This window comes from Terrihabitans aquatilis (assembly GCF_052542005.1).
Genome location: NZ_JBOCUO010000002.1, coordinates 674,888 through 701,000, shown reverse-complemented (window position 1 = coordinate 701,000; position 26,113 = coordinate 674,888). Strand labels below are relative to the sequence as shown.

The following is a 26,113-nucleotide window of genomic DNA, read 5'->3' as shown; positions in this document are numbered from 1 at the left end:
CACGGCTGAAGAGAACATGAAGCCCGTCGTCATCCTTCCAAATACGCCGCTTCCGCCCGCCATCGCAAACGAGGACGACCTCGCGGCCCATTTGCGTGCGTTGATTCTGGCTGCGCCGGACCTTGCGGCTGTGGCTGAGCGCGCCGGTGCCATTCCGCTGCGCAAATTGAGCCCGGATTTCGCGGGATTGGCCTGGGTTGTCGTCGGCCAGCAGATCTCGGTGGCCGCCGGACGAGCCATCTTCAACCGGCTGGAAATTGCGCTTGGTGGCCATGTGAGCGCGGGCGCCGTCATGGCGGCCGGCGACGACGATCTGCGGGGTGCCGGTCTGTCCATCCAGAAGATCCGCACGCTTCGCGCTTCGGCGGCGGAGATCGCGGCGGGCCTCGATCTTGCCGTTCTGGCGCGCACCGAAGCCGAGAACGCCATCGCGGAAATGTGCCGGATCAAGGGTGTAGGCCGCTGGACGGCGGAAGTGTTCCTGCTGTTCGCGGTCGGCCATGCCGATGTCTTTCCGGCAGGCGATCTCGCTTTACAGGAAGCGGCGCGGTTGGCGTTTGGTCTGGATGAGCGCCCCGGCGAAAAAGCCCTGCGCCAGCGCGCGGAGGGCTGGCGGCCCAACCGTGGCATCGCCGCGCGCCTGCTGTGGGCCTATTATCGGGTCGCCAAGAGCGGACGCGACACAACGCCCGTCTGAGACGGCTCACGGTGCAGCGCGAAGAAAAACGGCTGCATGCCGTCCATCTCCATGAGCCCGAGCACGGTGTCGCCATCGATCGTGCGGAACACATCGCGGATCGGCCGGGCGTCGTAGATCATGGCTGTGGTCTGTGCCCCGCGATGCGCGACGCGCTTCAAGCTGGCCTTTGGCTTCGAGGTGCGCAGCAGCGGCAAGGCGGCGCGAAACGGGCGGTGCACGGGAAGGCGGCTCAGCCGGCGGCCGTAGAACCGCGCCACCCAAACCGGAATGAGAGAAGGATCGACCGCGCAGGTCTCGTGTTTTCCCGTGTGAAACAGGAGAGGATGTACGCTCTCCGGACCCAGGAAGGCCTTTCCGTACCAGCCAAGCATTTCCAGCAAGCCGTCCATATCATGCCCGCTGGGAACGCCAGTGCCCCGCCAGAAACCGGTCATCATTTCCATCTCTACGGGCGGCAGGCTGTCAAAGAAGGCCAGCACATCGGGCAGGCGCGGCGGCAGTTCGGCGAGCCGGTCCAGTGCCGAATTGTAAGGCGTGCCGATCATCATCTTCCGTGAACCCGTCCGTGGCGGAAACGGTTTCGTTCGCACGGCGTTTGCGCGTTGCTATATCTTGCCGAACGCGGGCGCTTCCTCATCGTCCGCCGAAACATCTCCGAAAGGTTCGCGATGCGCTTTCCTCTTGTGATCGGGCTGCTGGCTGCCCTGTGCGCCCCGGCTTTCGCGGCCGACGATCCCGACCTCATCTTCAAGAAAAGCACGGTGTGGCGCTTCCTGTCGCCGGACGCCAAGCTTGCCGTCTATGCCATCGACGATCCATTGGTCGAGAACGTCTCCTGCCATTTCACCCTGCCGGAAATCGGCGGCTGGAAGGGGTGGGCGGGTCTCGCCGAGGAAGCGTCCGATGTATCCCTGACCTGCCAGCAGGTCGGTCCCATCTCGATCAAGGGCAAGTTCAAGCAGGGCGAGGAAGCGTTTCGCGAGCGCCGCTCGCTGTTCTTCAAGAAGGTGCAGATCGTCCGCGGGTGTGACGCCCGGCGCAATGTTCTTGTCTATCTGATGTACACCGACAAGATGATCGAGGGTTCGCCGAAGAACGCCACGTCCGCCGTTCCGATCATGCCCTGGGGCACCGAAGTCGGTCCTCGCTGCAGCGATTTTCTGGAGTAATGTCTATGTCTCTCGACGGTCCCCGTCTCGACGCCGCCAGCGGCACCATCTCCTCGCTCGTCATCTTCCTCCACGGCTATGGCGCGGACGGCAACGATCTCCTCGGGCTTGGCTCGGAATGGGCGCGCGCTTTGCCGAACACGGAATTCGTGTCTCCGCACGCGCCGGAAGTGTGCATCCAGAACGCGCAGGGGCGTCAATGGTGGGATCTTTCCGACCGTAGCGACGAGGCTCGTTGGGCCGGCGTCCAGCGCGCGGCTCCGCGTCTCGATGCCTTCATCGACGCCGAGATCAAGCGTACGGGCCTGCCGGCGTCGAGGATCGCACTCGTGGGATTCAGCCAGGGCACGATGATGGCGCTGCATGTTGGGTTGCGCCGGGCGGACCGCCTCGGCGCCATTGTCGGCTATTCCGGCGTGATCGCGGGTGCCGAGCATCTCGGCGCGCAAATCCGCTCGCGGCCTCCCGTATTTCTGGCGCATGGCACGCTGGATCAGGTCATCCCGGTCGATGCCCTTGTGCAGACCGTGGAGGCGCTTGCGGAGAACGGCGTGCCGCGCAAATGGCACGTCGCTCATGGCATGGCGCATGGCATCGACCGGGTCGGCCTTGCCGCCGCCGCCGACTTCCTGAACAGCGCGCTGTCGACATCTTCATAAGGGGGCTTCACAAGGGCGACATACAAACCATAGACTGTCGGAGTGCGTCGGCTGGGCGCCGGCGCATAGCCCGGAGCGCTCGGTGACGATACACGTCTCCCCCGAAGCATGTCCTGCCCTCGTCCTGAACGCGGATTATCGTCCGCTGTCCTATTATCCCCTGTCGCTGTGGTCGTGGCAGGATGCGACGAAGGCCATTTTCCTCGACCGCGTCAATGTGCTGTCGCATTACGATAGAGTGGTCCGAAGTCCCACCTTCGAGATGCAATTGCCCTCGGTCGTGTGTCTCAAGAGCTACGTCAAACCCTCCCGCAATCCCGCCTTTACCCGCTTCAACGTTTTCCTGCGCGATCGGTTTACCTGCCAATATTGCGGCTCGCGCGACGATCTGACCTTCGACCACCTGATACCGCGCTCGCGCGGCGGACAGACCACCTGGGAAAACGTGGTCACAGCCTGCTCGCCCTGTAATCTGCGTAAGGGAGCGGCGCTGCCGCAGCATTGCGGCATGATGCCGGAGCAGATGCCCTATCCGCCGAGCGTCAACGACCTGCACCGCAACGGACGGATGTTCCCGCCGAACTATCTGCACGAATCCTGGATCGACTATCTGTACTGGGACACCGAGCTGGAGCCGTAGAACCGGGCCCGCGCGGCCAGGCCGAACGCCGCGATCGCGGCAAGGACCGCGCTGATCGCCATGTTCCAGCCGGCGAAGGACAGGCCCAGGAAATGCCAGGGAGCGGCATCGCATGCGACGATGCGGGTGCGTTTCAGGTCCTCGATCAGATTGCCCGTGTTGGGCCCTGCCGCGCCCGCCGAGCAGGTCGAGGGGCCGGGCCAGAAACGCCATTCCACGCCCGCGTGATAAAGGCCGAGTACGCTGTTGACGGCAAACAGGATCAACAGAACCGCGAGCCCGGCGATCACGGCTCCGCGCGGCAGGCTTACCCCGCCAGCGGCCAGAACCGCCGCCACTGGGATGCCGATGTAATAGGGCCAGCGCTGCCACAGGCACAGCGCGCACGGCACATAGCCGAACACATGCTGGAACACGAGCGCCGTGATGATGGAAGCGATGGCCAGCAGGGCGATCACCAGGGGCACGGCGCGCGGAAGAACGAACTGCCTGTTCATGGTCACACCAGATATTTGGCGGCGATGAAGCCGAGCACGATCACGATGAACAGCAGGAGCATGATCAACTCCAGCCGTTTCTCGATGAAGGCCCGCACCGGCTCGCCATAAATGCGCAGCAGGGCCGCGATGAGAAAGAACCGGATGCCGCGTGTGATGACCGACAGCACCACGAACCACGCGAAGTTGTAGCCGGCAAATCCAGAGGCGATCGTCACGAGCTTGTAGGGGATGGGGGTCAGGCCCTTGAGCAGGATGATCCATGCGCCCCATTCGGCATAGGCCGCGCGGAAGGCGTCGAGCTTATCGCCATATCCGTAGAAATCGATCAGCCATGCGCCGACCGAATCGAACAGCAACGCGCCGATGAGGTAGCCGACGATGCCGCCGATCACGGAGGTGAGGGTGCACCATGCCGCGATCCAGTAGGCGCGGTGGCGGTTGGCGAGAACCACCGGGACGAGGATGACGTCGGGCGGGATGGGGAAGAACGAGCTTTCCGCAAACGACACCGCGCCGAGAGCGGGAAGCGCATGGCGACTGGCGGCCAGCTTCATCGTCCAATTGTAGAGCGGGCGCAGCATCGGGCGGCCTTATTCGCGAGGGCCTCTCCCTGTAGACCTTGCGATGGCGGCCGTCCATTGAGGATCAGCCCAGCAGCACACCCTCGTCCGGCGCGAGATCAAGAGCCTCCGCGGGCGGGGCCGGGCCGCGATCTGTCGTCGAGCAGAGCACCTGCATATCCCGGAAGTTCGCGGGCAAGACGATCGTCTGTGCCTCATTGCTGAAATTGAGTGCGATAAGGCGGCGATCCCCCTCGGCGATCCGGGCGAACGCCAGGACGTGATCCGATACGAACACACGCTCATAGCGTCCGATCTGCAAAGCAGGAGACGCACGGCGCAGCGCAATGAGCCGGCGATAGAGATTGAGGATCGATTCCGGGTCCTCGCTGAGCCGGGCCACATTTCGCGCATCGTGGTCGTCCGTCAGCGGCAGCCAGGGCTCGGCCGAGCTGAATCCCGCATTCTTGCCCGGCTCCCATTGCATCGGCGTGCGCTGCGGATCGCGTCCGAAGCCGTGGCCGCCCTCGTTCTTCTCCCATGGGTCCTGCACACAGTCGGGCGGAATGGGCACATTCGGGATGCCAAGTTCATCGCCGTAATAGAGGGTGGGCGTGCCGCGCAGGGTCAACAAAAGCATCGCCGCCACCCGCGCCTGCGCATCGCCTACGCGCGTCGCGATCCTCGGCTGGTCGTGATTGCCGAGCACCCAGTTCGGCCATCCGCCCTCCGGCAGCTTCTGCTCATACTCGCCGATCACCCGCGCAACATCCGGCGCATTCCAGGAGGTCTGCAAAAGCTGGAAATTGAAAGGGAGATGCGTCCCATCGAGGTCGCGTCCGTAATAGGCCATCAGTCGCCCGATCGGCAGATAGATCTCGCCAATCAAAACCCGCTCCGAGAATTCATCAACGACACGGCGAATTTCTGCAATTACGTCGTGAATATCTGGATGATCTGTTGAGTATACTTGGAGAAGTCGCGCAATGTCTGGCTGTTCTTCGGTCCAAGACGGGTTTGGCGGATTGTCACGAAGGTCCGGATCCTTCATCAAATGCCAGATCACATCGACACGGAACCCGTCCACCCCACGTGCCAGCCAAAAGCGCAGCACGTCGTGCATGGCGGCACGCACGTCGGGATTTCGCCAATTCAGATCAGGCTGTTCGGCGAGGAAGGCATGGTAATAATACTGGCCCGTGGCCTCGTCCCATTGCCAGGCGCTGCCACCGAAATTGCTGTACCAATTGTTCGGCGGTGAGCCATCGGGCCTAGCATCGCGCCAGATGTACCAATCGCGCTTCGGGTTCTCGCGCGAGGAGCGGCTCTCCTTAAACCATGCGTGCTGGTCTGAAGTGTGGTTCGGCACGAGGTCGAGGATGACCTTGATTCCCAACCGGTGGGCATCCGCGACCAGCGCATCGAAATCGTTCAGGGTGCCGAAGAGAGGATCGATCGCCCTGTAATCGGCGATGTCATAGCCAAAGTCGGCCATAGGCGAGACAAAGATCGGGGAGAGCCAAACTGCGTCAACGCCCATCTCCGCGAGGTAGGGTAAACGCGTGCGCACGCCCGCAAGATCGCCTACGCCATCCCCGTCACTGTCCTGGTAGGATCGTGGATAGATTTGGTAGATGATGCCGCTCTGCCACCAAAGCACCTGCATGACGTCTCCCTGAAAGATCCCCGGGTTTCAACGCCTGGGGTAGCAATGCGTTCATCCGACTTGGTTTTCAGCGGTCGAAGGAACGGCCGAGGGATCGCTGCGTTCCATCTGTAACTTCCTCAAAGCCAGAATCAGGGTGCTTGCGATGTGGTATCAGGATGCGGTCATCTACAGCGTGGACGTGCGGCGGTTCGCTGACAGCAATGGTGACGGCATCGGTGACTTTCCGGGTCTGACGGCAAAGCTTCCTTACCTGAGCAGCCTTGGCGTGTCGTTGGTCTGGCTGCTCCCGTTCTTCGAGACGCCCGGCTATGACAACGGCTATGACGTCAGCAATTATTACCGCGTCGATCCCAATACGGGCACGTTGCAGGATTTCATCCATTTCGTGCAGAAGGCGGGTGAGCATGGCATCCGCGTGATTGCGGACCTGGTGGTCAATCACACATCGAATGAGCATCCGTGGTTCGAGGCTTCTCGACGTGATCCGAAAAGCCGGTTCCGGAACTTCTATATGTGGACGGACATGCCGCCCAAGCTCGATCCGGACGACACCCCGATCTTCCCAGGTGAGGAAGATTCAGTCTGGACTTATGACGAGATCGCCCGCTCCTATTATTTTCACCGATTCTACAAGTACCAGCCCGATCTCAACGTCGCGAACGACGAGGTACGACACGAGATCACCAAAATCATAGATTTCTGGATGGCGTTCGGACTGGCGGGCTTTCGGGTGGATGCCGCGCCCATCATCGTGGGTGAGAACGGGCTCGCCAGTTCTGAGCCGGAGGATCCGCATGGTCCGCTGAGGGACATGCACAGGGAATTGTGCCACCGGATGCCGGACGGCCTCCTTGTGGGAGAGGCGAACGTGCCGCCCGCCGAAATCAAGAAATTCTTCGGCCAGGGTGATCAGCTCGGCCTGCTCTTCAACTTCCTGCTGAATTCATATCTTTACCATGCGCTTGCGCGCGAGGAGGCGGCACCGATCACGGAAGCGTTGACGCTCCTGCCGGTTCCCCCGGAGAAATGTGGCTGGGCCAATTTCCTGCGTACGCTCGATGAACTCGATTTGTCGCGCCTCACCGAGGCGGATCGACAAGAGACGTTTGCGGTGTTCGCCAGGGACCCAGACATGAGACTCTACGAGCGCGGTATAAGACGGCGTCTTGCCCCCATGCTGGAGGGCGATCAGAGAAGGCTGGAGATGATCCATTCCCTCCTGTTCTCGCTGCCGGGCTCGCCCACCCTGGTTTACGGTGACGAGATCGGCCTCGGGGAGGATTTATCTCAGGATGCCCGCAATTCGGTGCGCGTGCCCATGCAATGGTCCGGCGGGCGCAATGCCGGCTTCTCGAGCGCTGCTGCGACAAAGCTCGTGCAGCCGATTGTGAAGCAGGGCAAGTTTTCCCACCGCCGCGTGAATGTCGAGAAACAGGACGCCGATCCAAACTCGCTGTTGAACAAAATACGTAGGTTCAGCGTCGTTCGCCGGGAAAGCGAGGCGATCAAGCGCGCGGCATTGCAGGCGATCCATACCGGGCACAAGGCGGTGCTGGGACATAGATGTCAGCACGACGGCGGCGGGCTTATCATGCTGCACAATCTTTCCCGCAAGCCGGCCAGAGTGAGCATCAATTCCGGGTTCTCCGGTGAAGGGTCCTTTACGGACCTGATCTCGAATAATGTGATCACATTCACGGACGGCCAGATCCAGATGACATTGCCGCCCTACGGATATTCCTGGGGGCAGCTGAGCTCTCCGGCCGCCGAAACAAAATGAAAACGGCCGGCATCGAAGCCGGCCGTCCGATCAATTCATGTTAGCCCTGCTGGATGGCTGAAACGGTCCACTTTCCGGCAGGAACGCGGCGGAACGTCCAGACTTCTGTGACTTCCACAGGCTGAGCCGAATCTCCATCGACGATGGCGTTCGAAGCCCTGTCGCGCATCACGTCTCTCATCTGAAACCGCATGGCAGCGCTCGCATATTCTGCGCCATCCTCGCGCCATGCTTCGGCGACGTCGCCCTGGAGCAGTGCAACGTCCCCCAACTCGTTGATCACGCCCTTGCTGGCATTATCCGCGAGATCCTCGGAGATGAAGCTCAGCATTTCAGGCGTCACGAGCGCACGCAGCTTGCCGAGATCCTCCCGGCCATAGGCCTCCTGTGTCTCGATCAGAAGACGGCCGAATTCCTCCTGGTCGGCTTCCGAAACCGTGAAATCCCGGGCAGAGCTGCCAAATGCGAAGCCGCCGGCGTCGCGGGCCATTCCAAGGTTCTGAGGATGAGCGGAGGAGGCGCGCGTGGAACCGGGATTGCCTGCCGCGGCCGCGAAAGCCGGCTGTTCCCTGCGTCGACGGAACCAGCCCATGACCAGACGCACCGCAAGCACGATCAGGCCGACCTGCAGCAGCAGGCCGAAGATGGAGGCCAAACCTCCCAAGCCACCGAAAAAGCCATTGCCCATCAGGAGGCCGAAAAGGCCGGCGCCGAGGAGACCACCCATGAGGCCACCCGCGAGACCGCCACCAAACAGGCCGCGACGTGGCTGTGCCTGAGCGGCTGCACCGCGTTGCGCCGCCGATCCGGACTGCATGGCGCCGGGCTGCGTCGTCGAGCGTTCGATGGGCTGAGCCTGGCGGGGGGCCGTGGGCGTGGCTGGAGGCGCCTGGAATGTACGCGCGCCGCGACTACCAAAGCTGCCGCCCCGGCCCATGCGGGCATCGGCGTAATCGCCAGTGACGACGATAAGGGCTGCGGTGGCCGCGATGAGCGTCAGCAGACGGGTAGAGCGTGACATGAGAGGCGGCGTCTCCTGAAAGATGTTTTTGTTCCTGTTGTTTATGTAGTCATCTCCGGTCCAACTCGCCATAAAAAGACTGTGACCGCTGAGCTTCGTTTCATTGGTCAATGAAAAGCACAGTGATTTTGGTGCGACGATTCAGTTTTCGATCATCTCAGCGCGCTATCACCGAAACAACGAATCGCAAACGCCTCTTGGAAAGGGCGGCTTAACCGACGTGCAAGCCATACTGCCCTCGACCCAGGATGACGGCGACGTCAAATTTGCGGTCTATACGTCTTTGGACGCCGCCGAAGCCGTTTGGCGCGAGATCGAGACGCGCGGGGTTCTCACCCCTTATCAGCGCTTCGACTGGAACAGGGCTTTCATGGAATCGGGCGGTGAGCCCTTTGCGCGCCCGATCATAATCACTCTCTTAGATGCGGACGGAGTAATTGCGCTTCTGCCACTCGTGGTGGAGCGTCGTCGTCGCTATGGCGTCTCGCGGGCGCGCTTCCTTGGATCCTGCGTCTCGAACAGCGACTGGCCGATCATTGATCCGTTGCGAAGCGCCAAACTGACCTCTGCCGATATCGGGCGGGTGCTCAGGGCAGTTTCACGAGAGGTGGGTTTTGATATGGTGGGCCTGTCCAATCAGCCGGAAAGCTGGCAGAGCGTGACTAATCCTCTGCTTGGTTTTCCGCACGGTGCAGCGCCAAGCCACCTCTATTGCGCAACAATCGAGCCGGATCCGCGCCCTTTTCTCGAATACGGATTGTCGAGCAAGGATCGCAAGAATATCCGACGCGGAATACGCCAACTTACCGAGAGCCATGGCCCGGTGACGGTTCGGCGGGCCAGGACAGCAGCGGACATAGAGCGCATTCATGAGACCTTCCTCGCGCAGCGGGGAAAACGGTTCGTGGAAATGGGCGTCGAAAACCTTTTCGCCGAGGATTGTTTCGTAGCCTTTTTCCGCAGCCTCGCTGTGCAGGGCTTGGGCGATGCAACGCCGGCGCTGGCCTTCCACGCCCTCTATGCCGGCGACACGATCCTTGCGACCAGTTGCGGTGCGTTCACCGGCACGCATTATTCGAAGTACATGAACTCGACGACAGCCGGTCCCGAAGCTCGCTTCTATCTGACCGGCATCATGATGGTTTACCTGATCGACGAGTTAAAGCTGCTCGGCATCCGCTCATTCGACATGGGGATCGGCGATTTTGCCTATAAAGCCGACTGGGCGGACCCGCGGTCCGTTTACGATGCTATTATTCCGATGACGCGGCTTGGCCATCTCGCCGCGCCCGGTTTTGTTGCGGCACGCCGGTTTAAAAGGGCGGTAAAACAGAACGAGCGTTTGTGGAAAATGGCGCGCTTGCTGAAGCGTACGGCACGCCATTGGACCCGCCAGGATACCAATTGACGCTGATGCTGTCTTTGGCGAAAGGGGATGGCCCTTTCGCCACGTTTCCTCTTGTCAGCTCAGCCGATCAAGTGCCGCGCCGAGACGTTCGGCGATCTGGTTGATCTCCGTGGGCTCGATCGTGAGCGGGGGTGAGATGGCAACGATGTCTCCCGAAACACGGATCAACAGATCACGGCTGAAACAGTCGACCAGAAGATCATAGCCACGCTTGCCGACTCCATCCTCGCGCGGCTTCAGCTCGATCGCCCCCATCAGGCCGATATTCCGAATGTCGATGACGTGCGGCTTGCCCTTCAGACTGTGCAGCGCATCCTCAAAATGTTGGGCGAGGCCGGCGACGCGGGTCAAAAGGCCTTCCCGCTCGTAGATATCCAGCGTAGCGAGCCCGGCAGCGCAGGCGGTCGGATGTCCGGAATAGGTGTAGCCGTGGAAAAGCTCCATGGCGTTGTCTGGGCCAATCATCAGCGCGTCGTGCACGTCCCGTTTAACGAACACGGCGCCCATCGGAACCACGCCATTGGTAATGCCCTTGGCGGTGGTCATGAGGTCTGGCGTGATGCCAAAATACTGGCCTGCAAACGGCCTTCCCAGGCGGCCGAACCCGGTGATGACTTCGTCGAAAATCAGCAGGATGCCGTGCTTCTCGGTGATGGCGCGCAGCCGTTCGAGATAGCCCTTGGGGGGCGGCAACACGCCAGCCGAGCCTGCGACCGGCTCAACGATGACGGCAGCGATGGTGTCGGCGCCGTGCAATGCGATGAGGCCTTCCAGCACATCGGCCTTCTCGACCCCATGCTCGGGCAAGCCCCGGCTGAACGCGTTTTTCGAGAGATCGAAGGTGTGTGGCAGATGGTCGACGGCGGGCAGCAATTGGCCCGCGAACTGGCGGCGATTGTTGACCAGGCCGCCCACTGACATTCCCCCGAAGCCGACGCCGTTATAGCCTTTCTCACGGCCGATGATGCGGAAACGCCCGCCTTCGCCGCGCGCCTTGTGATAGGCCAAGGCGATCTTCAACGCGGTGTCGACGGATTCCGAGCCGGAATTGGTGAAGAACACGCGGTCCATGCCTTCGGGCGCCAGCTTCGCCAGACGCGCCGCAAATTCGAAGGCCGCGGGTTGGCCCATCTGGAACGGCGGCGCGTAATCGAGCGTCATGAGTTGGTGGTGAACCGCATCGGCGATCTCGGCCCGTGCGTGCCCGGCATTGACGCACCACAAGCCTGCGGAAGAATCGAGCAGGATGCGGCCGTCATCGGTCGTGTAATGCACACCTTTCGCTCCCGCCAGGATGCGCGGCGCCGCCTTGAACTGGCGGTTCGCGGTGAAGGGCATCCAATAACTCGAAAGATCGAGCGCGTTGGTGGCGTGCACGGGGGCGTTCATGATGGGCTTTCTCCTGCTGCGGATGTGCCTTTAGGTGTTCCAAGGATGGGGCGGTTGCGCGGCGGCGGCAAGACAGGGAAAGAACGGGATTAGTCGTCCTCGGAGAGACGGCGCTTCACGCCCCATTCGGCCAGTCGCTCGTTGATGTCATTGAAGACGAAATGACGTGCGCTGTCGCGGTCATAGCCGTCGGCCAGGAGGTCGTCGTAATCCGCGAGCGCGTGGCGGATGTAGGCAGTCATCGAAAGCCAGACTGCATTCTCAGGGCTGGCATGACCGAGCCCGGGGCTGGTGACCGCATGATCGGTCACCGCCCCGAATTCGAAATCGGGAATATCCGGCGCGAGATGGCGAAGCGCTTCTTCGATCGCGCGCCGGGATGCCATGGATCAGGCCGCGTCGAGGGTCGGATAATCCGTGTATCCCTTGGCGCCACCGCCATAATAGGTCTCGCGCGAACTTTCAGCCAAAGGCGCGCCACGCTTCAGCCGCTCCACCAGATCGGGGTTGGCGATGAACGCACGGCCGAACGCCACCAGGTCAACTGCCCCGCTGTTCACCCGCTCGCGCGCCAGCTCCAGATCGTAGCCGTTGTTGGCGATGTAGGTGCCGGTGAAGAGCTTGCGCAGCTTTGCGAAGTCGAAGTCCGGTGCGATGTCGCGCGGACCCTGCGTCTGGCCCTCGACCATGTGAAGGAAGCCGATCCGGCGCTTCGCCAATTCGGAAACCGCCAAATCAAAAAGCGGCTGCGGGTTGGAATCTGTAATGTCGTTCGACGGTGTCACCGGCGACAGGCGGATGCCGGTGCGGCCGGCGCCGATCGCGTGCACGACTGCGTCCACGACTTCCGTCATGAAACGCACGCGGTTCTCGATGGAGCCGCCATATTCGTCCGTGCGGGTGTTCGCGCCATCGCGAAGGAACTGGTCAACCAGATATCCGTTTGCGCCGTGGATCTCGACGCCGTCGAAGCCGGCTTCGATCGCGTTCCTCGCTGCGGTCCCGTAATCCTTCACCAGTTGATGGATCTCTTCGATCTCCAGAGCGCGGGGCTCTGACACCGAATCGAATCCCGAGGCCAGATAGGTCTTGGTGTTGGCCGGGAGGGCGGAGGGTGCGACCGGTTTTTCGCCGTTCAGCAGCGAGGTGTGCGAGATGCGGCCGACATGCCAGAGTTGGCACACGATCTTGCCGCCCGCGTCATGGACGGCCTTGGTGACTTTCTGCCAGCCCTTGATTTGTTCGGGCGAATGAATGCCGGGCGTGTCGAGATAGCCTTGGCCGTCGGGGCGAATTTGGGTGCCTTCGGAAACGATAAGGCCGGCGCTAGAGCGTTGAGCGTAGTAAGTGGCCGCGAGGTCACTCGGCACCTGGCCTTCATCGGCACGATTGCGCGTCAAGGGTGCCATGACGATGCGGTTGCTGACGTCGATGTCACCGATCGTGGTGGGCAAGAACAGCTTTTCTTCAGACATGGGGCGAAGGCTCCGAGGTTCCTGTGTGCTGGAAGTGTGGTTCTGACCCGCATTCAACAAGGCTTCACTGGCTCATTCGATCCGCTAGTTTGAGAAAACAGGTGGGAGAGGTGCGCGGCGTATGGTCAAGCGGTGGGTGTCGCGGACTTTGGTCTCGCTGGTTGTCGGCTTCGGATTGTTCTGGCTGACGATTGACCACCTACTTGATCGGCTTGTCCCCCGCCGGGACATGACGGTCGCCAAAGGCTTGCCTTATCGTGACGGGCTACGGGGCCTCCTCGACGTTTATGCGCCGGCAGACGGCTGCGGCCTGCCGGTCGTCGTATTCTTTTACGGCGGTGGTTGGACGCGCGGTCGGCGGGAGCTCTACGAATTCGTCGGAAAGGCGCTCGCCACACGTGGCATTGTTGCGATCGTGGCGGATTATCGTCTTTATCCGGAAATCCGCTTTCCTGACTTCCTGCGCGACGCCGCGGCTGCCACTTCGTGGGCCCGACTACATTGTTCGGAATTCGGCGGTGATCCCAATCGGCTTTTCCTGATGGGACATTCGGCTGGCGCGCATATGGCTGCGATGCTTGCTCTCGATCCCCAATGGCTGAATGTGCACAGCCTCGACCCGCAGAGGGATATCGCCGGTTTTATCGGCCTATCTGGGCCCTACGATTTCGGGACTCTCACACGTCCGGAGCTGATTGATTTGTTCGGCGGCGCCAATCGGCCTGAAGCCAAGCCCATTCGCTTCGTCACGGCTGGAGTGCCACCAGCTTTTCTTCTTTCGGGCCAAACCGACGCGACTGTCGAGCCGGGCAATACGTCCCGAATGACGGCTCGGCTTCGTGAAAAAGGGAATGACGTGCGCGCGGTATTCTATCCGGGAGGACATTTCCGCATCATCCTGGCGTTTTTACGTTCGCTTCGTGGGTTAGGTTCGGCTGCGGATGATGTTGCGGACTGGATTATGGGCCGGACTGCCAAAAAATGAAGTTTTGCTAATGTACCGGAGTCCTTGTGAACGAAACCAAACACAATTCGATGATGGTATTCGGTATACATAATTATATTACGTTATGATTATTTGGAATGTCTGGTATCCATAGGATTTCTAGCAGACTTTCCTTGCCGCAGCTTCGTCGTTGGGGAATGAATTAGAGCCCGCTGCTTTGCAAAGACGTGAGGCCAGCAGGACCTGATTCAACCGAGCTGGCAGGAAACGTTGATGCGCAAATGGGTTTACGCTTTCGGTGACGGTAAAGCGGAAGGCGAGGCTTCTTTTCGTAACCTTCTGGGGGGTAAGGGCGCCAACCTAGCGGAGATGTCGCGAATGGGGCTGCCCGTTCCCCCTGGTTTCACGATCACTACCGAGGTCTGCAATCTCTTCTATGAGAATGGGCAAACCTACCCGCAGGAATTGCAGGCTCAAGTCGATGCTGCTCTTGCCGACGTCGGACGTCTGACATCCCGAAAATTCGGAGACGAAAGGGACCCCCTGCTGCTATCCGTCCGCTCCGGCGCGAGGGCGTCCATGCCAGGCATGATGGACACTGTCCTCAACCTTGGCCTGAATGACCGAACCGTCGAGGCGGTGGCTGCCGCTTCCGGAGATCCGCGTTTCGCCTACGACAGCTATCGCCGGTTCATCCACATGTATGCGAATGTCGTTATGGGAATGCCGCACGATGCGTTCGAGCATCAACTCGATGAGCTCAAGTCTGCTCGCGGCCACGTCCAGGATACCGATCTTTCGGCCGATGATCTGAAACATCTTGTGGGGGCGTTCCGCAATCTTGTCGAGGAGCATTGCGGGACGCCGTTTCCTCAGGATCCCCACGATCAGCTGTGGGGTGCAGTCGGCGCCGTCTTCCAATCATGGATGAGCCGCCGGGCGATCGTCTACCGCCAGCTCAACAATATTCCCGAGAATTGGGGCACCGCGGTCAACGTCCAGGCGATGGTCTTTGGAAATATGGGAGCCCAATCGTCGACCGGGGTCATGTTCACGCGCAATCCATCGACAGGTGAAAACCGGATCTACGGGGAATTTCTTGAGAACGCTCAGGGAGAAGACGTCGTGGCCGGCATTCGTACGCCGCGTTCCATCATGACGGCTTCGCGGCTGGAGTCGGGCTCCGGTGAAGCCTCGATGGAAGAGGCCTTTCCAGAGGTGCATGCCGATCTCATGCGTGTCGCAAAGCTTCTGGAGGAGCATTTCCGCGACATGCAGGATGTCGAATTCACCGTTGAGAAGGGCAAATTGTGGGTCCTTCAGACACGCTCGGGAAAACGCACCGCGAAAGCAGCCGTCCGGATCGCGGTGGAACTCGAAGGCGTGGGTTCAATCTCTCGCTCAGAAGCGATCCTGCGGGTCGATCCGGCCAGCCTCGATCAATTACTCCATCCCGCGCTCGATTCCTCGGCAAAGCACGAGGTCATCGGAATGGGGCTGCCGGCGTCGCCCGGTGCGGCCTGTGGTGAGATCGTGTTTTCGGCCGAAGACGCAGAGCGGCTGAAGAAGGAAGGCCGAAAGGCGATTCTTGTGCGGTTGGAAACATCTCCCGAAGACATCAACGGCATGCACGCGGCCGAGGGGGTGCTGACGGTCCGTGGTGGAATGACGTCGCATGCGGCCGTGGTGGCGCGAGGCATGGGCAAACCTTGTGTCTGCGGAGCGGGTGGGGTTCGGATCGACGTAGCCGCCGGCTTGCTGATAGCAGGTGGTGTAACGCTGCGCCCAGGAGACATCCTGACCATCGACGGCGGAACGGGGCGCATCATTGCTGGGGAAGTGCCGATGATCGATCCCGAGCCTGGCGAAGATTTCGTCACGCTTATGGGATGGGCGGATGCCGCGCGGCGGCTAAAGGTCCGTGCCAATGCCGAGACCGCACGCGATGCGCGGATGGCACGTTCCTTCGGTGCCGAGGGCATCGGCTTGGCCCGTACGGAGCATATGTTCTTCGAGGGTGATCGCATCACAGCGGTGCGCGAGATGATCCTCGCCGAGGACGAGGCCGGACGAACAGCCGCGCTGGACAAGCTTCTGCCGGCGCAGCGCGCGGATTTCGTCCAGTTGTTTGAGATCATGGCCGGGCTGCCGGTCACGATCCGTCTGCTCGATCCCCCCCTGCACGAATTCCTTCCGCATGGCGAGGAGGAGATAGGGGAGGTGGCGGCATCGCTCGGCACCAGTCCTGACACGTTGCGAAACCGGGCTCGCGCGCTGGCCGAAGCCAATCCTATGCTGGGCTTCCGTGGCTGTCGGCTGGCAATCGCTTTTCCCGATATCACCGCCATGCAAGCGCGTGCCATCTTCGAGGCCGCGTCCGAGGTGCATTCGGCAACGGGCGCCGCGCCTGTGCCGGAAATCATGGTTCCACTCATTACAGGCCGGCGTGAATTCGACATCATCAAGAAGATCATCGATGACACGGCCCGTACGGTTGCCGAAGAGCGCGCCGTGAGGATCGATTATCAGGTCGGCACCATGATCGAGCTGCCGCGTGCGGCGCTGAAAGCCGGGGAGATCGCGGAGACGGCGCAGTTCTTCTCGTTCGGGACGAACGATCTCACCCAGACCGCGTTCGGCATTTCGCGCGATGATGCGCATTCTTTCCTGGGCCATTACCTCGCGCAGGGCATCTTCGAGGCAGACCCGTTCGTCTCGATCGACGAGGACGGTGTGGGCGAACTGGTCAGCATTGCAACGGAGCGGGGCCGCGCGGTTCGGCCTGACATCAAGCTCGGCATTTGCGGCGAACACGGCGGCGATCCGGCCTCGGTTGCCTTCTGCGAAAAGGCCGGACTGGATTACGTGTCCTGCTCGCCCTTCCGGGTTCCTATCGCCCGCTTGGCCGCCGCGCAGGCGGCATTGGCCAAGGCCATTTGAATGGCTGGCGATGTTCAGCGGCGCCGGGCGCCGCTGAACATAATAGGCCGGCTTTAGCGAAGACGCGCGCTTGGCATCCCGTCGAATTTTACGCTGATGGCTGCCGACACGATGCTGACATCGAGATCTGACGCGGCATAAAATGGCAGGCCTACATAAGAAGGCTTGTCGGGGCCGATCTCGATGTCACTATCACCCACGCCGATGGATTGCAGATAGCTGAAGTCGAGCGTGACGCGGTCGTTATATTTGTAGGATAAACCAGCCGACAGGATAACCTGATCCGCCTCCGGGAACCTTGTGTCGCGGTTGGCTGAAGAAAGTGGCGCGACTTCGTAGCCGAGACCTGCCCGGACGGTCATCTTGGCGGTCGCGTCATATTCCGCTCCTACCGAATACAGCCAGCCATCCCGATAATTCAGGTACAGGGAGGTCAAGGGCGTTCCCTCTGGCGTAACGAGCGGAAGCGTGCCGACGCGGCTCCAATTGTCCCATTCGATCGTGCCATGAACACGCAGCCGGTCCGTCACCCTCTGGCTAAGACCGATGCTCAGGACGTCCGGTGTTTCCAGGGTGGTCTGGCCATTGAAGACCATTCCCGGAACCTGGAGTGTACCTTCGAGATCGTGTGAGATGGAGGAGCGATAGCCAATGCCGATGGTGGTGCCATCCACCGGTCTGAGCTGCAGGCCTAGGGTGAAACCGATGCCCAGATCATCCGCGTCGAGCGCGACATCCGGCGCGTCGGCAAACGGTGACGATGCCTGTGTGAGATGCGCATCGAAATACTGGAACTGAACGCCGGCACCGACCGCAATCTTGTCGTTGATCCGGTAGGACATCATCGGATTCGCGTTCAAGGAAAACATCTCGGATGTGCGTGAATAGGCCTGGCCGGCCCAGTTTCTTGGCGCTTCCGTGGCCAAGCCGAATGGGCTTGTAATGGCAAGACCGACCACGAGATCCTGAGTGAGTGGAGATGCGGCAAAAGCGGCCGGCACGCGCGCATTTCGGCCGATGTCGACGCGCGATGTCGGCGTTCCGCCGATACCGCCGACGATTGCGTTGGTCGTCGTGTCCGGCATGATCTCGACGGACGGGAATATGCCCGTCGCGACGCCTTCGAATTCCGGCGCGGATATGGTGCCGAGAACGGCCGGGTTCCAGAACGAATATGACAGGCGATCACCCGACGCGACGCCCGCGATTGCCATGCCAAAGCCGGCGGCACTGTGGTCACGGATCAGGAAGCCACCCGCATGCGCGCTAGAAAGGGAGGTGAGGGCAAACAAACCTCCGGCAATCCAGCGCGCGCTACTCTGACGTGCCGCTCCCATAACGCTACAATCTCCAATTTCAGACTGTTATTATAGGCAGCCGCTTCTTTACGGAGCGTGAAGGCGTGCGTGAGCTTCTACAGGCTCTAACGCCCCTTTGCCGCCCATGCGCCAATAAGGCGTGGAAAGAAAACGCAATGCTCACCGCCTGCTGCCTGCTCAGCCAGGCGTTGCCCCAGGGTGTCGATGTCGATATCGGCTGGTGTTGCGATCGCGAGCTTTTCCATAAACGGCATCAGGCTTCGCACGGATTCGACGACAAATCCGATTCCCGGGATTTCGGAGCCAGCGGCGATACGCGTAAATCCGCTCAATTGAGGATCAAGACCCGCTTTACGGAAGGCGGCAAACAGATGTGATCCCATATCCATCTGGCGGCCGGACCGCCGATAGACATCCATGATGCGCTCGAGGGTCTGCTGGAGCAGAGGCAAAGGCGGCAGCGCACCGGCCGTGCTCATGTCCATCTCGATCATTGCGAGGATGGCGTCGTTCTTCAGATTCGAGGCAACGTGGCTCAGCACGCCGGCGGGGTCCGGCATATGAACGAGAATGAACCGTCCGATGACGGCGTCATAATCAGCAAAGCCGGAAAAGGTCTCAATCGCGGATGTTTCGAAGCGTACGTGTTGTTTCCCCATGGCTGATGCTCTGCGCTCGGCTACAGCGAGTGCGTCCGCCGAAACATCTATGCCGAGCACAGATCCGGTCGGCCCGACGAGGTCTGCGGCGATCAGTGAGACATCTCCCACGCCACAACCAAGATCCAACACGCGCATGCCTTCCGTCAGCCCCGCGCGGGTGAGAACATCCCTCGTTGCATCAGCAAAGAAACTGGCCTGCTTCTCCAAGCGCGCGAGTTCTCGCTCGGAAGAGCCAAGGACGTAAGTGTTGGTCTGCTCGTCAGCCTGCTTCATGAGTCCGCCCTCTTAATGTCGTATGTTGGGTGTGCTTCGGTATGCCGTCGAAGGCCGCTCTCTCGCCTAAGGGTGCGTACACCTTTTGGGGTCATTCTGACCGGTATGGACATCGCCCCGACATGACGCTGCGCCCCAGAACGGTTCGGCTCCCGCAGGCCGATATTGCCGTGATCGAGACGTCGGGCACAGGAATCCCGGTGGTGTTTCTGCACGGAAATTCGAGTTGCAAGGAGGTGTTCCAGGCCCAGTTCGACAGCTCTCTCGGAGAGCATTACCGGATGTTGGCGCTGGATCTTCCCGGCCACGGCTCGTCGAGTGACGCGTACGACGTCGGCACCTATTCCATTTCTGGCTACGCTGACAGCGTGCTTGGCGTCTTGGATGTTTTGGGGGTGATAAACCCGGTCATCGTGGGTTGGTCGCTCGGCGGGCACGTCGGCATTGAGCTGCTTGGGCGGAATGTGGCGCTTCGGGGCCTGATGATTATCGGCGCGCCGCCGTTCGCAAAGGGCGTCGTGGGATTGCTTAAGGCCTTCCACCCGCATTTGAGCCTGTTACTCGCAACCAAGGGCAGGCTGAGTTCCCAGGATGTAAAGCGCTTTGCCGATACCTGCCTGGATGGCCATCTCGATCCGTTCTTGATCGACATGATGGTGCGCACGGACCCTCGTGCCCGCCCGCACCTGTTCCGGAGCATGATGGGAGGTGAAAATGCCGATCAGAGAGCTCTTGTCGCGCACACATCGACTCCTGTCGCCGTCCTGAACGGTGCCGGCGAGCCTTTCGCAAGGCTCGATCATCTTGCTGAGCTCTCTTACGGCCATCTTTGGGAAAACCGAACTCACGTCATCCGGGGGGCCGGGCATGCGCCGTTTCGGACCTGTCCGACTCAGTTCAACGATATCCTGGGGCGCTTCTTGGCTGACGCTGAACATCAGATTTACAGCTCCTCGGAACAGCCTGCCTCGTCACGTAAAGCCTGATCGTATCGCTTATGCTGCCCGATGATTGGCGTTACGCGGGGCATCTCGCTTCGGAGGCGGATCGAAGGACGGTTCCGGGATGCTTCCGTCCGGCTTGCCAAACAATTGCGCGCGCTCCTCTGGTGTGGAGAGCAAAAACGGATAACGGTTGACAACGCTTTCGCGAAATTCCCGATATTCGATGGCCATCAGGCTGATTGGCTTTGTGAGGCTTGGGTATTCCCGCGGCGGGCATAAGGGTTTGAAGCTAAAAATTCGTCGGTAAAAGGCCTGATGCTCTGCCCTGACAGTGGCGAGAGCAAGATCTGCCTTATAATACTCTGTCGCTACGAACCCTAGTCTTACTGTCGCGTAGGGTAGTTCCGGATGCAATCGTGCAAGTCGGTGGTCCGCAACGAAGCGTGTCGGATCGATGATGGTCCTTCCACGCTCAAGTTCCGGCACCAGGATATCGGAAAAAACTCCCATTCCCGGCACGTCCGGGTAAGCTGGAGAGGCGAGATGAACCCTTAGGGAACTGGCGAGCACGCCCTCAATGTATATGCCGAAAATATGGGCGTTGGGTGAGAGATCATAGGAATCCGTGAACCGTTTCGACGGATCGCCAGAGATCGCTCCCTCACGAAGATACGCATTATAGCGTAGCCGGAATACCGCCTCCAGGTCGTCCGGCTCGGTCAATTGGCGCGCCTCGATTACATCGAGAAAATCGAGCAGCCGATCAGAAAAGCTGCGGCCTGCCACTGCGCCCATTACCCCCGCTCCTGTCTGGGTATTTCGACTGCGGAGTTAATCAGAAAGCCATACCCATACAAAGATAAAATTTTAATAAATTTTTAAACAATTTGGCGGGGTCGCTCCATGGTCCGCAGAGAAAAGGAACAATTTTCATAAAGCGCGGGACGGATCGTAAAGGAAATCAGGAGCAAGGTACGCCTGGTATCCCAACGAGAGATCAGGCGACTTGTCGCGTTCTTCAAGGCATTCCTCCAGTTCGCTGCCTCAGCACGTCTACGTGTCGACGGTTGATGCGCTTTATGCCGACGCGCGCTCTTTGGCTGCAGGCGCGGGAGCGGCGTCGTTTGCGGCGTTGCTGACGTTCTGGAAAAGTTCGGACTGGACGCTTTTAGGATGCGCGATTGCGCTGATCCTCATCGGGACCGTGCGCGGCCTCGAAATGCGTTCCTATGCTTTAAAGACCGCGAAGGCCAAAAGCATAGAGACCGCCCGGCACTGGGAAACGCGGTACATGTTCTGGTCTGCAGCGTATGTGGCTGTCATGGGCCTGTGGTGCCTGCTCGCCTTTGCGCGCACCTCCGATGCGGTTGTGCACCTGATCAGCCTCTCGGTGCTGCTCGGCTACCTTGTCGGCATTGCGGGACGAAATTTTAGCAGCGACAGGCTCGTCGTCGTCCAGATCGCCTGCGCGGCATTGCCCATGCTGACAGGGTTGCTGCTGCAAAATGAAATTTACTATATTCTTCTGGCAGCTTTATTCGTTCCTTTTTATTTGAGTATTCGATTTATAGCCGCGAGGCTTAGGGGAATTCTATTTGATGCCGTAATTACCAGCCACGACATGCGAGAGCTGACTACACAATTCGATACTGCGTTGAACAACATGCCGCATGGCCTTTGCATGTTCGACGCACAGCACAAATTCGTAGTCTCCAATTGGCGCTTCGAGAAATTGCTTGGCTTGCGTCCCGACGAGGATCGGCGTGGCGTCTCTGCGAAGGATGTTCTCCTGGAGGCTGGCTCTTTCGGTCAAATTTCGTCGTCTGGCATTGATGGTCTTATCGTTCAGGTGGAGGCGCGTTTATCTGCGGCTCAACCCGAGATCATGGTGATTGAAACCGTCAGCGGGCGGTCCCTCGAAATGACCTTTCAGCCAATGGAACGCGATGGCTGTGTGCTTCTTGTTGAGGACATCACGGATCGTCGCATCTCAGAGGCTCGGATCGAGCATATGGCCCGATATGATCAACTTACCGGTCTACCGAACCGCAGCTTCTTCACCGAAGAATTTCAGGAGATCGTTTCAAGGGAAACAGAGGACAATATTCGCGCGGTTCTGTTTGTTGATCTTGATGAATTCAAGCAGATCAACGACACGCTAGGGCATCCATTCGGGGATGCCTTGCTATGTGAGGTGGCCGAACGCCTGCGGGGTGTGGTTGCGCCCGATGATTTCGTTGCTCGGTTTGGCGGCGACGAATTCGTTATTCTGCAGAAGATAAGAGAAGTCGATGATGCGGCGAGTTTGGCGGAGCGGATAATCAAAACTCTGGGTCAAATCTACAACATTGATGACCATCAGATCGTCGCGGGGGCGAGCATCGGCATTTCGCTTCTGCCACGTGACGGTGAAGATGCCGATTATCTTCTGAAATGCGCCGATATCGCCCTCTATGATGCGAAGACTCATGGCCGCGCGGCATGGCGCTTCTTCGAGCCTTATATGGACGTGAAGGCCCAAGCTCGGCGCACCCTGGAGCTCGACCTGCGCGGAGCATTGAGCCGCGACGAGCTGGAAGTTCATTATCAGCCGATCATCGATATCAAGACCGGCCGTATCGTCACCTGCGAGGCCCTTCTCAGATGGAACCATCATGAAAAGGGAATGATTTCGCCTGCCGAATTCATCCACGTCGCGGAGGAAATGGGTATCATCGTTGATATCGGGCGTTGGGTTTTGCGAGAGGCGTGCCTCGAATGCAAAAAATGGCCTGGTGACGTGGGCGTTGCCGTCAATATATCCCCGATTCAGTTTCGCCGAGCGGACGTTGGACTTGCGGTGCGAGAGGCCCTCGAAGTATCGGGCCTGCCTCCTCGGCGACTGGAAATCGAAATTACGGAAACGGTGCTGCTACAGGATACGCCTCGAACGCGCGAGATATTGGATGATCTCCGCTCGCTGGGCGTGAGCTTGGCACTCGACGATTTCGGGACCGGTTTCTCGAGCCTTAGCTATTTGCAGGCCTTCCCCCTGGACAAAGTCAAGATAGACCGCTCCTTCCTGTCCGGAATCACCTCGGACCCGAGAGCGATGATCCTCGTCCGCGGCGTGGCGCGGCTGAGTGCAGAGCTTGGGATGACGGTCATTATCGAGGGTGTTGAAACGCAGCAGCAGCTTGCGGCCGTCGCCGCAGAGAAAAGTGTGAGCCACGTGCAAGGCTTCCTGTTCAGTCAGGTGCTGCCGGCTCAAGAGCTTCGGAAGCTCCTGTCGGACGACGCCGCGGAAATGATCCGGGTCGCGTAGCGGGGATCAACTCCTGGACGTGCGAAGCGATTGCGGAAGAATAAACGGCATGCCGGGTGACGGGCTCACGTTTACCTGAAGACTTATTTCGAATACATCCCGCATCAGTTCGCTTGATATCACTGTTGACGGCCTTCCTTCCGAGGCAACTTGGCCGTTTCGCATAACGATGAGATGGTCGGCGAAGGTAGCCGCGAGATTCATGTCGTGCAGGATTGCAAGAACCGCGCCCCCTTCCCGGGAGAAGCGGTGGGCGGCTTCCAATGTGCTTATCTGGTGGCGGATGTCCAGGCTGGACGTGGGTTCATCCAGGAAGAGATATTGCGGCTTCTCGTCCACGACGGGCGCTTCAATCTGGCATAGGACGCGCGCGAGGTGGACGCGCTGCTGCTCGCCGCCCGAGAGTTCCTGGTAGCGTCGATTGCCGAACCCGCCCAGATCGACCTGTTCGAGCGCGTCCAGAGGCGCACGACGACGCTGTCTTGCATCTAGCCCTGCACGCGCCTGCAGGCCGAGGCGAACGACTTCCAGCACCGTGAAGGGGAATGCCAGTTGCGAACTCTGAGGCAAGACCGCACGCCGGCGCGCGAGGTCCCGCGGAGGAAGCAAGCTCAGGTCTTTGCCGTCAAACAAGGCCTTTCCTGAATACGGCGCGATCTCGCCTGTCATGACCTTGAGCAGTGTCGATTTTCCAGCTCCGTTTGGACCCACGACGACCGTCAGCCGCCCGGGCTCAAGGCGGGCTGAGACGTTGTCCAGGATCTGACGTGAGCCGAGCTGGACACTGACGTTCTGAAGCTCGAACATCGTCACAGGTCCATGAAACCGCGCCGCCTTAGCAGCATCCACAGGAAGAACGGGGCACCGATTGCCGCTGTGACGATGCCGATGGGCAGTTCAGCCGGAGCAACGATGGTGCGCGCCAGCATGTCGGCCATCATGAGCAGAATTGCGCCGAGAAGAGCGCAGGCCGGCAGCAACGATCGGTGATCCGCTCCGATGGCGAGGCGGAGGAGGTGGGGGACGACGATGCCGACAAAGCCGATGACGCCGCTGGTGGCTACCGCGGCTCCTGTCGCCAGGGCGACGAGGACAATGGCGGATGCCTTGAGATGCTGCACCTTCACGCCGAGGTGATAGGCCTCTGCTTCACCGAGGACGATGGCGTTCAGACCGCGCCCCAGGAAGGGCATGGCGATCAGGACGAGGAGCATGATCGGCCCGGCCACGGTGAGCTTGCTCCAGGTCGCGCCGCCCAGGCCGCCGAGGGACCAGAAGGTGATGTCGCGCAATTGCTGGTCGCTGCTGATGAACACCAGAATCCCCGTAGCTGCCGCGGCGAAAGCGCCGAGCGCGATGCCCGCCAGCAGCATCGTGGCGACGGAGGTGCGGCCCTGACGCGTGGCGATGACGTAGAGGATGATCGTGGAAGCAAGGCCTCCCAGAAAGGCCATGAGGGGCAGGGCGTAGGCACCGAACAGGGCGATGACCGGCGCCAGCGCGGTGCCTCCGAGGACGATGGTGGAGACCGCTCCCAGCGCCGCTCCGGACGAAACGCCGACGAGGCCGGGGTCTGCCAGAGGGTTGCGAAACAGGCCCTGCATGACGGCTCCGGCGACGGCGAGCGATGCGCCGATAAGTGCGCCGATGATCAGCCGAGGTGCGCGGATCTTCCACACGATCAGCACATCGCCGGCATTCTCGCCGCGTGCCGCGGGTCCCATCATCAGAACCTCGATGACGCGGCCGGGCGCCAAAGCCGCCGGCCCGGTTCCAAGCGACAGGATCGTCACGACGATGAGGGCCAGAAAGAGCGCGACGATCGTGATCGCGGCCACGCGGGATCGATCGCCCTCGATGTGGTGTGCGTCTCGCAACATTGTGTCAGCGGATTTCGGAGAAGGCGATGTCCGGATAGAGCTTGCCCGCCAGCTCGCGCGCGGCAGCGGGCGTACGGGGCCCGAAGCCCAGCAGATAAAGCCCGTCCATTATGACGAGGGCCCCATTCCGGCCCGCCGGCGTTTCGGCAAGGGCGGGCTGCGCCAGCACGGCGGCCCCTCCTGTGGGAGCCGCATGGCTGGCCATCAAGACCAGTTCGGGTTGCAAGGCGGCTGCGGCCTCGGTGGAGAGGGTCTTGTAGCCCTGCATGCCGCTCAAGACATTCTCGCCCCCGGCCAGGCGGATCATGGCATCGGCTGCGGTTCCCGTGCCGGCGGCCATCGGGCGGCCGTCCACCATGGACATGATGAAGATGACCTTCTTCGGCGTCTTGACGGCGGACAGATCACGCTTCAGGGCGTCGAGCGTTCGTTCCGCCTCTTCCGACATGGCCTTTCCTTCCGTCGCCCGGCCGACGGCCTCGGCGACCGTCTGGATCTTCAAGGGTACAGCGTCCGGCACGGCACCCGAGGGAACGCGGACGATTTTGGCCCCTGATTGCATGATCAGATCGACGGCCTCGGGAGGGCCGGCACCGTCTTCCATCAGGATGAGGTCGGGCGAGGTGGCGAGAACGCCTTCCGCGGACAGGGCCCGCATGTAGCCGACATTCGATTTCGACGCGGTTTCAGGCGGATATAGGCTCGTCTCGTCCACGGCGACGATGCTGTCCTGAAGGCCGAGCCGGTACAGGATTTCCGTCACCGCACCTCCGATGGAAACGATGCGCTTCGGCTCCGCTTCGGGCTGGGACAAGGCCGGGCCGCACGCCAGCATGGCCGCGAGCGCAGCGATTGCGGACATCCGCGGCAGTTCT

The 26,113-nt window shown here is 60.6% G+C and carries 24 protein-coding genes; 10 read left to right on the top strand and 14 right to left on the bottom strand.

What is annotated here, in order from left to right:
• Positions 1 to 16 precede the first annotated feature (16 nt).
• Positions 17 to 697 (top strand): DNA-3-methyladenine glycosylase family protein, encoded by a 681-nt coding sequence (locus ACQ6S1_RS09430; protein ID WP_445040923.1) that lies wholly within the window; start codon positions 17 to 19, stop codon positions 695 to 697.
• Here ACQ6S1_RS09430 and ACQ6S1_RS09425 read toward each other — a convergent pair.
• Entirely contained in the window at positions 655 to 1,248 is a 594-nt protein-coding gene (locus ACQ6S1_RS09425; RefSeq protein ID WP_445040922.1) for a GXWXG domain-containing protein, read from the bottom strand. The two genes, ACQ6S1_RS09430 and ACQ6S1_RS09425, sit on opposite strands and share 43 nt — an antisense overlap.
• A 120-nt stretch (positions 1,249 to 1,368) precedes the next feature.
• On the opposite strand from ACQ6S1_RS09425, the gene ACQ6S1_RS09420 reads away from it, so the two are divergent.
• The 3 genes from ACQ6S1_RS09420 to ACQ6S1_RS09410 all read left to right on the top strand — a co-directional run bounded on the left by ACQ6S1_RS09420 (position 1,369) and on the right by ACQ6S1_RS09410 (position 3,168).
• Entirely contained in the window at positions 1,369 to 1,869 is a 501-nt protein-coding gene (locus ACQ6S1_RS09420) for a CreA family protein (RefSeq protein ID WP_445040921.1), read from the top strand.
• Positions 1,870 to 1,874: 5 nt separating this feature from the next.
• On the top strand, positions 1,875 to 2,528 hold the full coding sequence (locus ACQ6S1_RS09415; protein ID WP_445040920.1) for an alpha/beta hydrolase: 654 nt from the start codon (positions 1,875 to 1,877) through the stop codon (positions 2,526 to 2,528).
• Positions 2,529 to 2,610: 82 nt separating this feature from the next.
• Positions 2,611 to 3,168 carry an HNH endonuclease gene (locus ACQ6S1_RS09410; RefSeq protein ID WP_445040919.1) on the top strand — a complete coding sequence of 186 codons (558 nt, stop codon included), beginning with the start codon at positions 2,611 to 2,613 and terminating at the stop codon, positions 3,166 to 3,168.
• Here the strand turns inward: ACQ6S1_RS09410 and ACQ6S1_RS09405 are convergent.
• The 3 genes from ACQ6S1_RS09405 to ACQ6S1_RS09395 form a co-directional block, all read right to left on the bottom strand.
• On the bottom strand, positions 3,135 to 3,665 hold the full coding sequence (locus ACQ6S1_RS09405) for a disulfide bond formation protein B (protein ID WP_445040918.1): 531 nt from the start codon (positions 3,663 to 3,665) through the stop codon (positions 3,135 to 3,137). The two genes, ACQ6S1_RS09410 and ACQ6S1_RS09405, sit on opposite strands and share 34 nt — an antisense overlap.
• Before the next feature lie 2 nt (positions 3,666 to 3,667).
• A complete protein-coding gene (locus ACQ6S1_RS09400; protein WP_445040917.1) occupies positions 3,668 to 4,249 on the bottom strand; it encodes a YqaA family protein in 582 nt (193 codons plus the stop codon).
• A gap of 64 nt (positions 4,250 to 4,313) precedes the next feature.
• Positions 4,314 to 5,894, bottom strand: coding sequence for an alpha-amylase family glycosyl hydrolase (locus ACQ6S1_RS09395; RefSeq protein ID WP_445040916.1), 1,581 nt, complete (start codon positions 5,892 to 5,894; stop codon positions 4,314 to 4,316).
• Between the two features lie 145 nt (positions 5,895 to 6,039).
• Here ACQ6S1_RS09395 and ACQ6S1_RS09390 point away from each other — a divergent pair, with 145 nt between their 5' ends.
• Positions 6,040 to 7,677, top strand: a complete 1,638-nt coding sequence (locus ACQ6S1_RS09390; protein WP_445040915.1) for an alpha-amylase family protein — start codon at positions 6,040 to 6,042, stop codon at positions 7,675 to 7,677.
• Between the two features lie 40 nt (positions 7,678 to 7,717).
• Here the strand turns inward: ACQ6S1_RS09390 and ACQ6S1_RS09385 are convergent, their stop codons facing one another.
• Positions 7,718 to 8,698: a TIM44-like domain-containing protein gene (locus ACQ6S1_RS09385; RefSeq protein ID WP_445040914.1), complete on the bottom strand. Its 981-nt coding sequence runs from the start codon at positions 8,696 to 8,698 to the stop codon at positions 7,718 to 7,720.
• A 103-nt stretch (positions 8,699 to 8,801) separates the two neighbouring features.
• Between ACQ6S1_RS09385 and ACQ6S1_RS09380 the strand changes: the two genes are divergently transcribed.
• Positions 8,802 to 10,106, top strand: a complete 1,305-nt coding sequence (locus ACQ6S1_RS09380; RefSeq protein ID WP_445040913.1) for a GNAT family N-acetyltransferase — start codon at positions 8,802 to 8,804, stop codon at positions 10,104 to 10,106.
• A gap of 54 nt (positions 10,107 to 10,160) precedes the next feature.
• Here ACQ6S1_RS09380 and aptA read toward each other — a convergent pair whose 3' ends face one another.
• The 3 genes from aptA to ACQ6S1_RS09365 form a co-directional block, all read right to left on the bottom strand.
• Positions 10,161 to 11,495, bottom strand: a complete 1,335-nt coding sequence (aptA, locus tag ACQ6S1_RS09375; protein WP_445040912.1) for an omega-aminotransferase AptA — start codon at positions 11,493 to 11,495, stop codon at positions 10,161 to 10,163.
• Between the two features lie 89 nt (positions 11,496 to 11,584).
• Complete coding sequence (locus ACQ6S1_RS09370) at positions 11,585 to 11,881, bottom strand: DUF2293 domain-containing protein (RefSeq protein WP_445040911.1); 297 nt, start codon at positions 11,879 to 11,881, stop codon at positions 11,585 to 11,587.
• Positions 11,882 to 11,884: 3 nt separating this feature from the next.
• Complete coding sequence (locus ACQ6S1_RS09365; RefSeq protein ID WP_445040910.1) at positions 11,885 to 12,970, bottom strand: alkene reductase; 1,086 nt, start codon at positions 12,968 to 12,970, stop codon at positions 11,885 to 11,887.
• A gap of 121 nt (positions 12,971 to 13,091) precedes the next feature.
• Here ACQ6S1_RS09365 and ACQ6S1_RS09360 point away from each other — a divergent pair, with 121 nt between their 5' ends.
• Together ACQ6S1_RS09360 and ppdK are read left to right on the top strand one after the other, a co-directional pair.
• Complete coding sequence (locus tag ACQ6S1_RS09360) at positions 13,092 to 13,955, top strand: alpha/beta hydrolase (protein ID WP_445040909.1); 864 nt, start codon at positions 13,092 to 13,094, stop codon at positions 13,953 to 13,955.
• 234 nt (positions 13,956 to 14,189) lie between these two features.
• Complete coding sequence (gene ppdK / locus ACQ6S1_RS09355) at positions 14,190 to 16,856, top strand: pyruvate, phosphate dikinase (protein ID WP_445040908.1); 2,667 nt, start codon at positions 14,190 to 14,192, stop codon at positions 16,854 to 16,856.
• A gap of 53 nt (positions 16,857 to 16,909) precedes the next feature.
• Here the strand turns inward: ppdK and ACQ6S1_RS09350 are convergent, their stop codons facing one another.
• Entirely contained in the window at positions 16,910 to 18,193 is a 1,284-nt protein-coding gene (locus ACQ6S1_RS09350; RefSeq protein WP_445040907.1) for an OmpP1/FadL family transporter, read from the bottom strand.
• A gap of 86 nt (positions 18,194 to 18,279) precedes the next feature.
• The gene (locus ACQ6S1_RS09345) at positions 18,280 to 19,110 is read right to left on the bottom strand and encodes a class I SAM-dependent methyltransferase (RefSeq protein WP_445040906.1); all 831 of its coding nucleotides are present in this window, start codon (positions 19,108 to 19,110) and stop codon (positions 18,280 to 18,282) included.
• A gap of 122 nt (positions 19,111 to 19,232) precedes the next feature.
• Between ACQ6S1_RS09345 and ACQ6S1_RS09340 the strand changes: the two genes are divergently transcribed.
• Positions 19,233 to 20,096 carry an alpha/beta fold hydrolase gene (locus tag ACQ6S1_RS09340; RefSeq protein WP_445040905.1) on the top strand — a complete coding sequence of 288 codons (864 nt, stop codon included), beginning with the start codon at positions 19,233 to 19,235 and terminating at the stop codon, positions 20,094 to 20,096.
• A gap of 9 nt (positions 20,097 to 20,105) precedes the next feature.
• Here ACQ6S1_RS09340 and ACQ6S1_RS09335 read toward each other — a convergent pair whose 3' ends face one another.
• Positions 20,106 to 20,849 carry an N-acyl amino acid synthase FeeM domain-containing protein gene (locus ACQ6S1_RS09335; RefSeq protein ID WP_445040904.1) on the bottom strand — a complete coding sequence of 248 codons (744 nt, stop codon included), beginning with the start codon at positions 20,847 to 20,849 and terminating at the stop codon, positions 20,106 to 20,108.
• A 262-nt stretch (positions 20,850 to 21,111) separates the two neighbouring features.
• On the opposite strand from ACQ6S1_RS09335, the gene ACQ6S1_RS09330 reads away from it, so the two are divergent.
• Positions 21,112 to 23,358 carry a putative bifunctional diguanylate cyclase/phosphodiesterase gene (locus ACQ6S1_RS09330; RefSeq protein ID WP_445040903.1) on the top strand — a complete coding sequence of 749 codons (2,247 nt, stop codon included), beginning with the start codon at positions 21,112 to 21,114 and terminating at the stop codon, positions 23,356 to 23,358.
• 6 nt (positions 23,359 to 23,364) lie between these two features.
• Here the strand turns inward: ACQ6S1_RS09330 and ACQ6S1_RS09325 are convergent, their stop codons facing one another.
• From ACQ6S1_RS09325 to ACQ6S1_RS09315, 3 genes are read right to left on the bottom strand one after another with little or no spacing between them, the layout of a single operon-like run.
• A complete protein-coding gene (locus ACQ6S1_RS09325) occupies positions 23,365 to 24,165 on the bottom strand; it encodes a heme ABC transporter ATP-binding protein (RefSeq protein WP_445040902.1) in 801 nt (266 codons plus the stop codon).
• Between the two features lie 2 nt (positions 24,166 to 24,167).
• Positions 24,168 to 25,238, bottom strand: coding sequence for a FecCD family ABC transporter permease (locus tag ACQ6S1_RS09320; RefSeq protein WP_445040901.1), 1,071 nt, complete (start codon positions 25,236 to 25,238; stop codon positions 24,168 to 24,170).
• A gap of 4 nt (positions 25,239 to 25,242) precedes the next feature.
• The gene (locus ACQ6S1_RS09315) at positions 25,243 to 26,100 is read right to left on the bottom strand and encodes a heme/hemin ABC transporter substrate-binding protein (protein ID WP_445040900.1); all 858 of its coding nucleotides are present in this window, start codon (positions 26,098 to 26,100) and stop codon (positions 25,243 to 25,245) included.
• Positions 26,101 to 26,113 lie beyond the last annotated feature (13 nt).

What these genes read in the sequence shown, in the direction of transcription:
- ACQ6S1_RS09415 (WP_445040920.1), top strand. Translation starts at nt 1,875, where the DNA reads ATGTCTCTCGACGGTCCCCGTCTCGACGCCGCCAGCGGCACCATCTCC.
- ACQ6S1_RS09385 (WP_445040914.1), bottom strand. Translation starts at nt 8,698, where the DNA reads ATGTCACGCTCTACCCGTCTGCTGACGCTCATCGCGGCCACCGCAGCC.
- ACQ6S1_RS09420 (WP_445040921.1), top strand. Translation starts at nt 1,369, where the DNA reads ATGCGCTTTCCTCTTGTGATCGGGCTGCTGGCTGCCCTGTGCGCCCCG.
- aptA (WP_445040912.1), bottom strand. Translation starts at nt 11,495, where the DNA reads ATGAACGCCCCCGTGCACGCCACCAACGCGCTCGATCTTTCGAGTTAT.
- ACQ6S1_RS09360 (WP_445040909.1), top strand. Translation starts at nt 13,092, where the DNA reads ATGGTCAAGCGGTGGGTGTCGCGGACTTTGGTCTCGCTGGTTGTCGGC.
- ACQ6S1_RS09365 (WP_445040910.1), bottom strand. Translation starts at nt 12,970, where the DNA reads ATGTCTGAAGAAAAGCTGTTCTTGCCCACCACGATCGGTGACATCGAC.
- ACQ6S1_RS09340 (WP_445040905.1), top strand. Translation starts at nt 19,233, where the DNA reads ATGACGCTGCGCCCCAGAACGGTTCGGCTCCCGCAGGCCGATATTGCC.
- ACQ6S1_RS09405 (WP_445040918.1), bottom strand. Translation starts at nt 3,665, where the DNA reads ATGAACAGGCAGTTCGTTCTTCCGCGCGCCGTGCCCCTGGTGATCGCC.
- ACQ6S1_RS09370 (WP_445040911.1), bottom strand. Translation starts at nt 11,881, where the DNA reads ATGGCATCCCGGCGCGCGATCGAAGAAGCGCTTCGCCATCTCGCGCCG.
- ACQ6S1_RS09430 (WP_445040923.1), top strand. Translation starts at nt 17, where the DNA reads ATGAAGCCCGTCGTCATCCTTCCAAATACGCCGCTTCCGCCCGCCATC.
- ACQ6S1_RS09315 (WP_445040900.1), bottom strand. Translation starts at nt 26,100, where the DNA reads ATGTCCGCAATCGCTGCGCTCGCGGCCATGCTGGCGTGCGGCCCGGCC.
- ACQ6S1_RS09400 (WP_445040917.1), bottom strand. Translation starts at nt 4,249, where the DNA reads ATGCTGCGCCCGCTCTACAATTGGACGATGAAGCTGGCCGCCAGTCGC.
- ACQ6S1_RS09345 (WP_445040906.1), bottom strand. Translation starts at nt 19,110, where the DNA reads ATGAAGCAGGCTGACGAGCAGACCAACACTTACGTCCTTGGCTCTTCC.
- ACQ6S1_RS09395 (WP_445040916.1), bottom strand. Translation starts at nt 5,894, where the DNA reads ATGCAGGTGCTTTGGTGGCAGAGCGGCATCATCTACCAAATCTATCCA.
- ACQ6S1_RS09390 (WP_445040915.1), top strand. Translation starts at nt 6,040, where the DNA reads ATGTGGTATCAGGATGCGGTCATCTACAGCGTGGACGTGCGGCGGTTC.
- ACQ6S1_RS09350 (WP_445040907.1), bottom strand. Translation starts at nt 18,193, where the DNA reads ATGGGAGCGGCACGTCAGAGTAGCGCGCGCTGGATTGCCGGAGGTTTG.
- ACQ6S1_RS09425 (WP_445040922.1), bottom strand. Translation starts at nt 1,248, where the DNA reads ATGATGATCGGCACGCCTTACAATTCGGCACTGGACCGGCTCGCCGAA.
- ppdK (WP_445040908.1), top strand. Translation starts at nt 14,190, where the DNA reads ATGCGCAAATGGGTTTACGCTTTCGGTGACGGTAAAGCGGAAGGCGAG.
- ACQ6S1_RS09320 (WP_445040901.1), bottom strand. Translation starts at nt 25,238, where the DNA reads ATGTTGCGAGACGCACACCACATCGAGGGCGATCGATCCCGCGTGGCC.
- ACQ6S1_RS09325 (WP_445040902.1), bottom strand. Translation starts at nt 24,165, where the DNA reads ATGTTCGAGCTTCAGAACGTCAGTGTCCAGCTCGGCTCACGTCAGATC.
- ACQ6S1_RS09335 (WP_445040904.1), bottom strand. Translation starts at nt 20,849, where the DNA reads ATGGGCGCAGTGGCAGGCCGCAGCTTTTCTGATCGGCTGCTCGATTTT.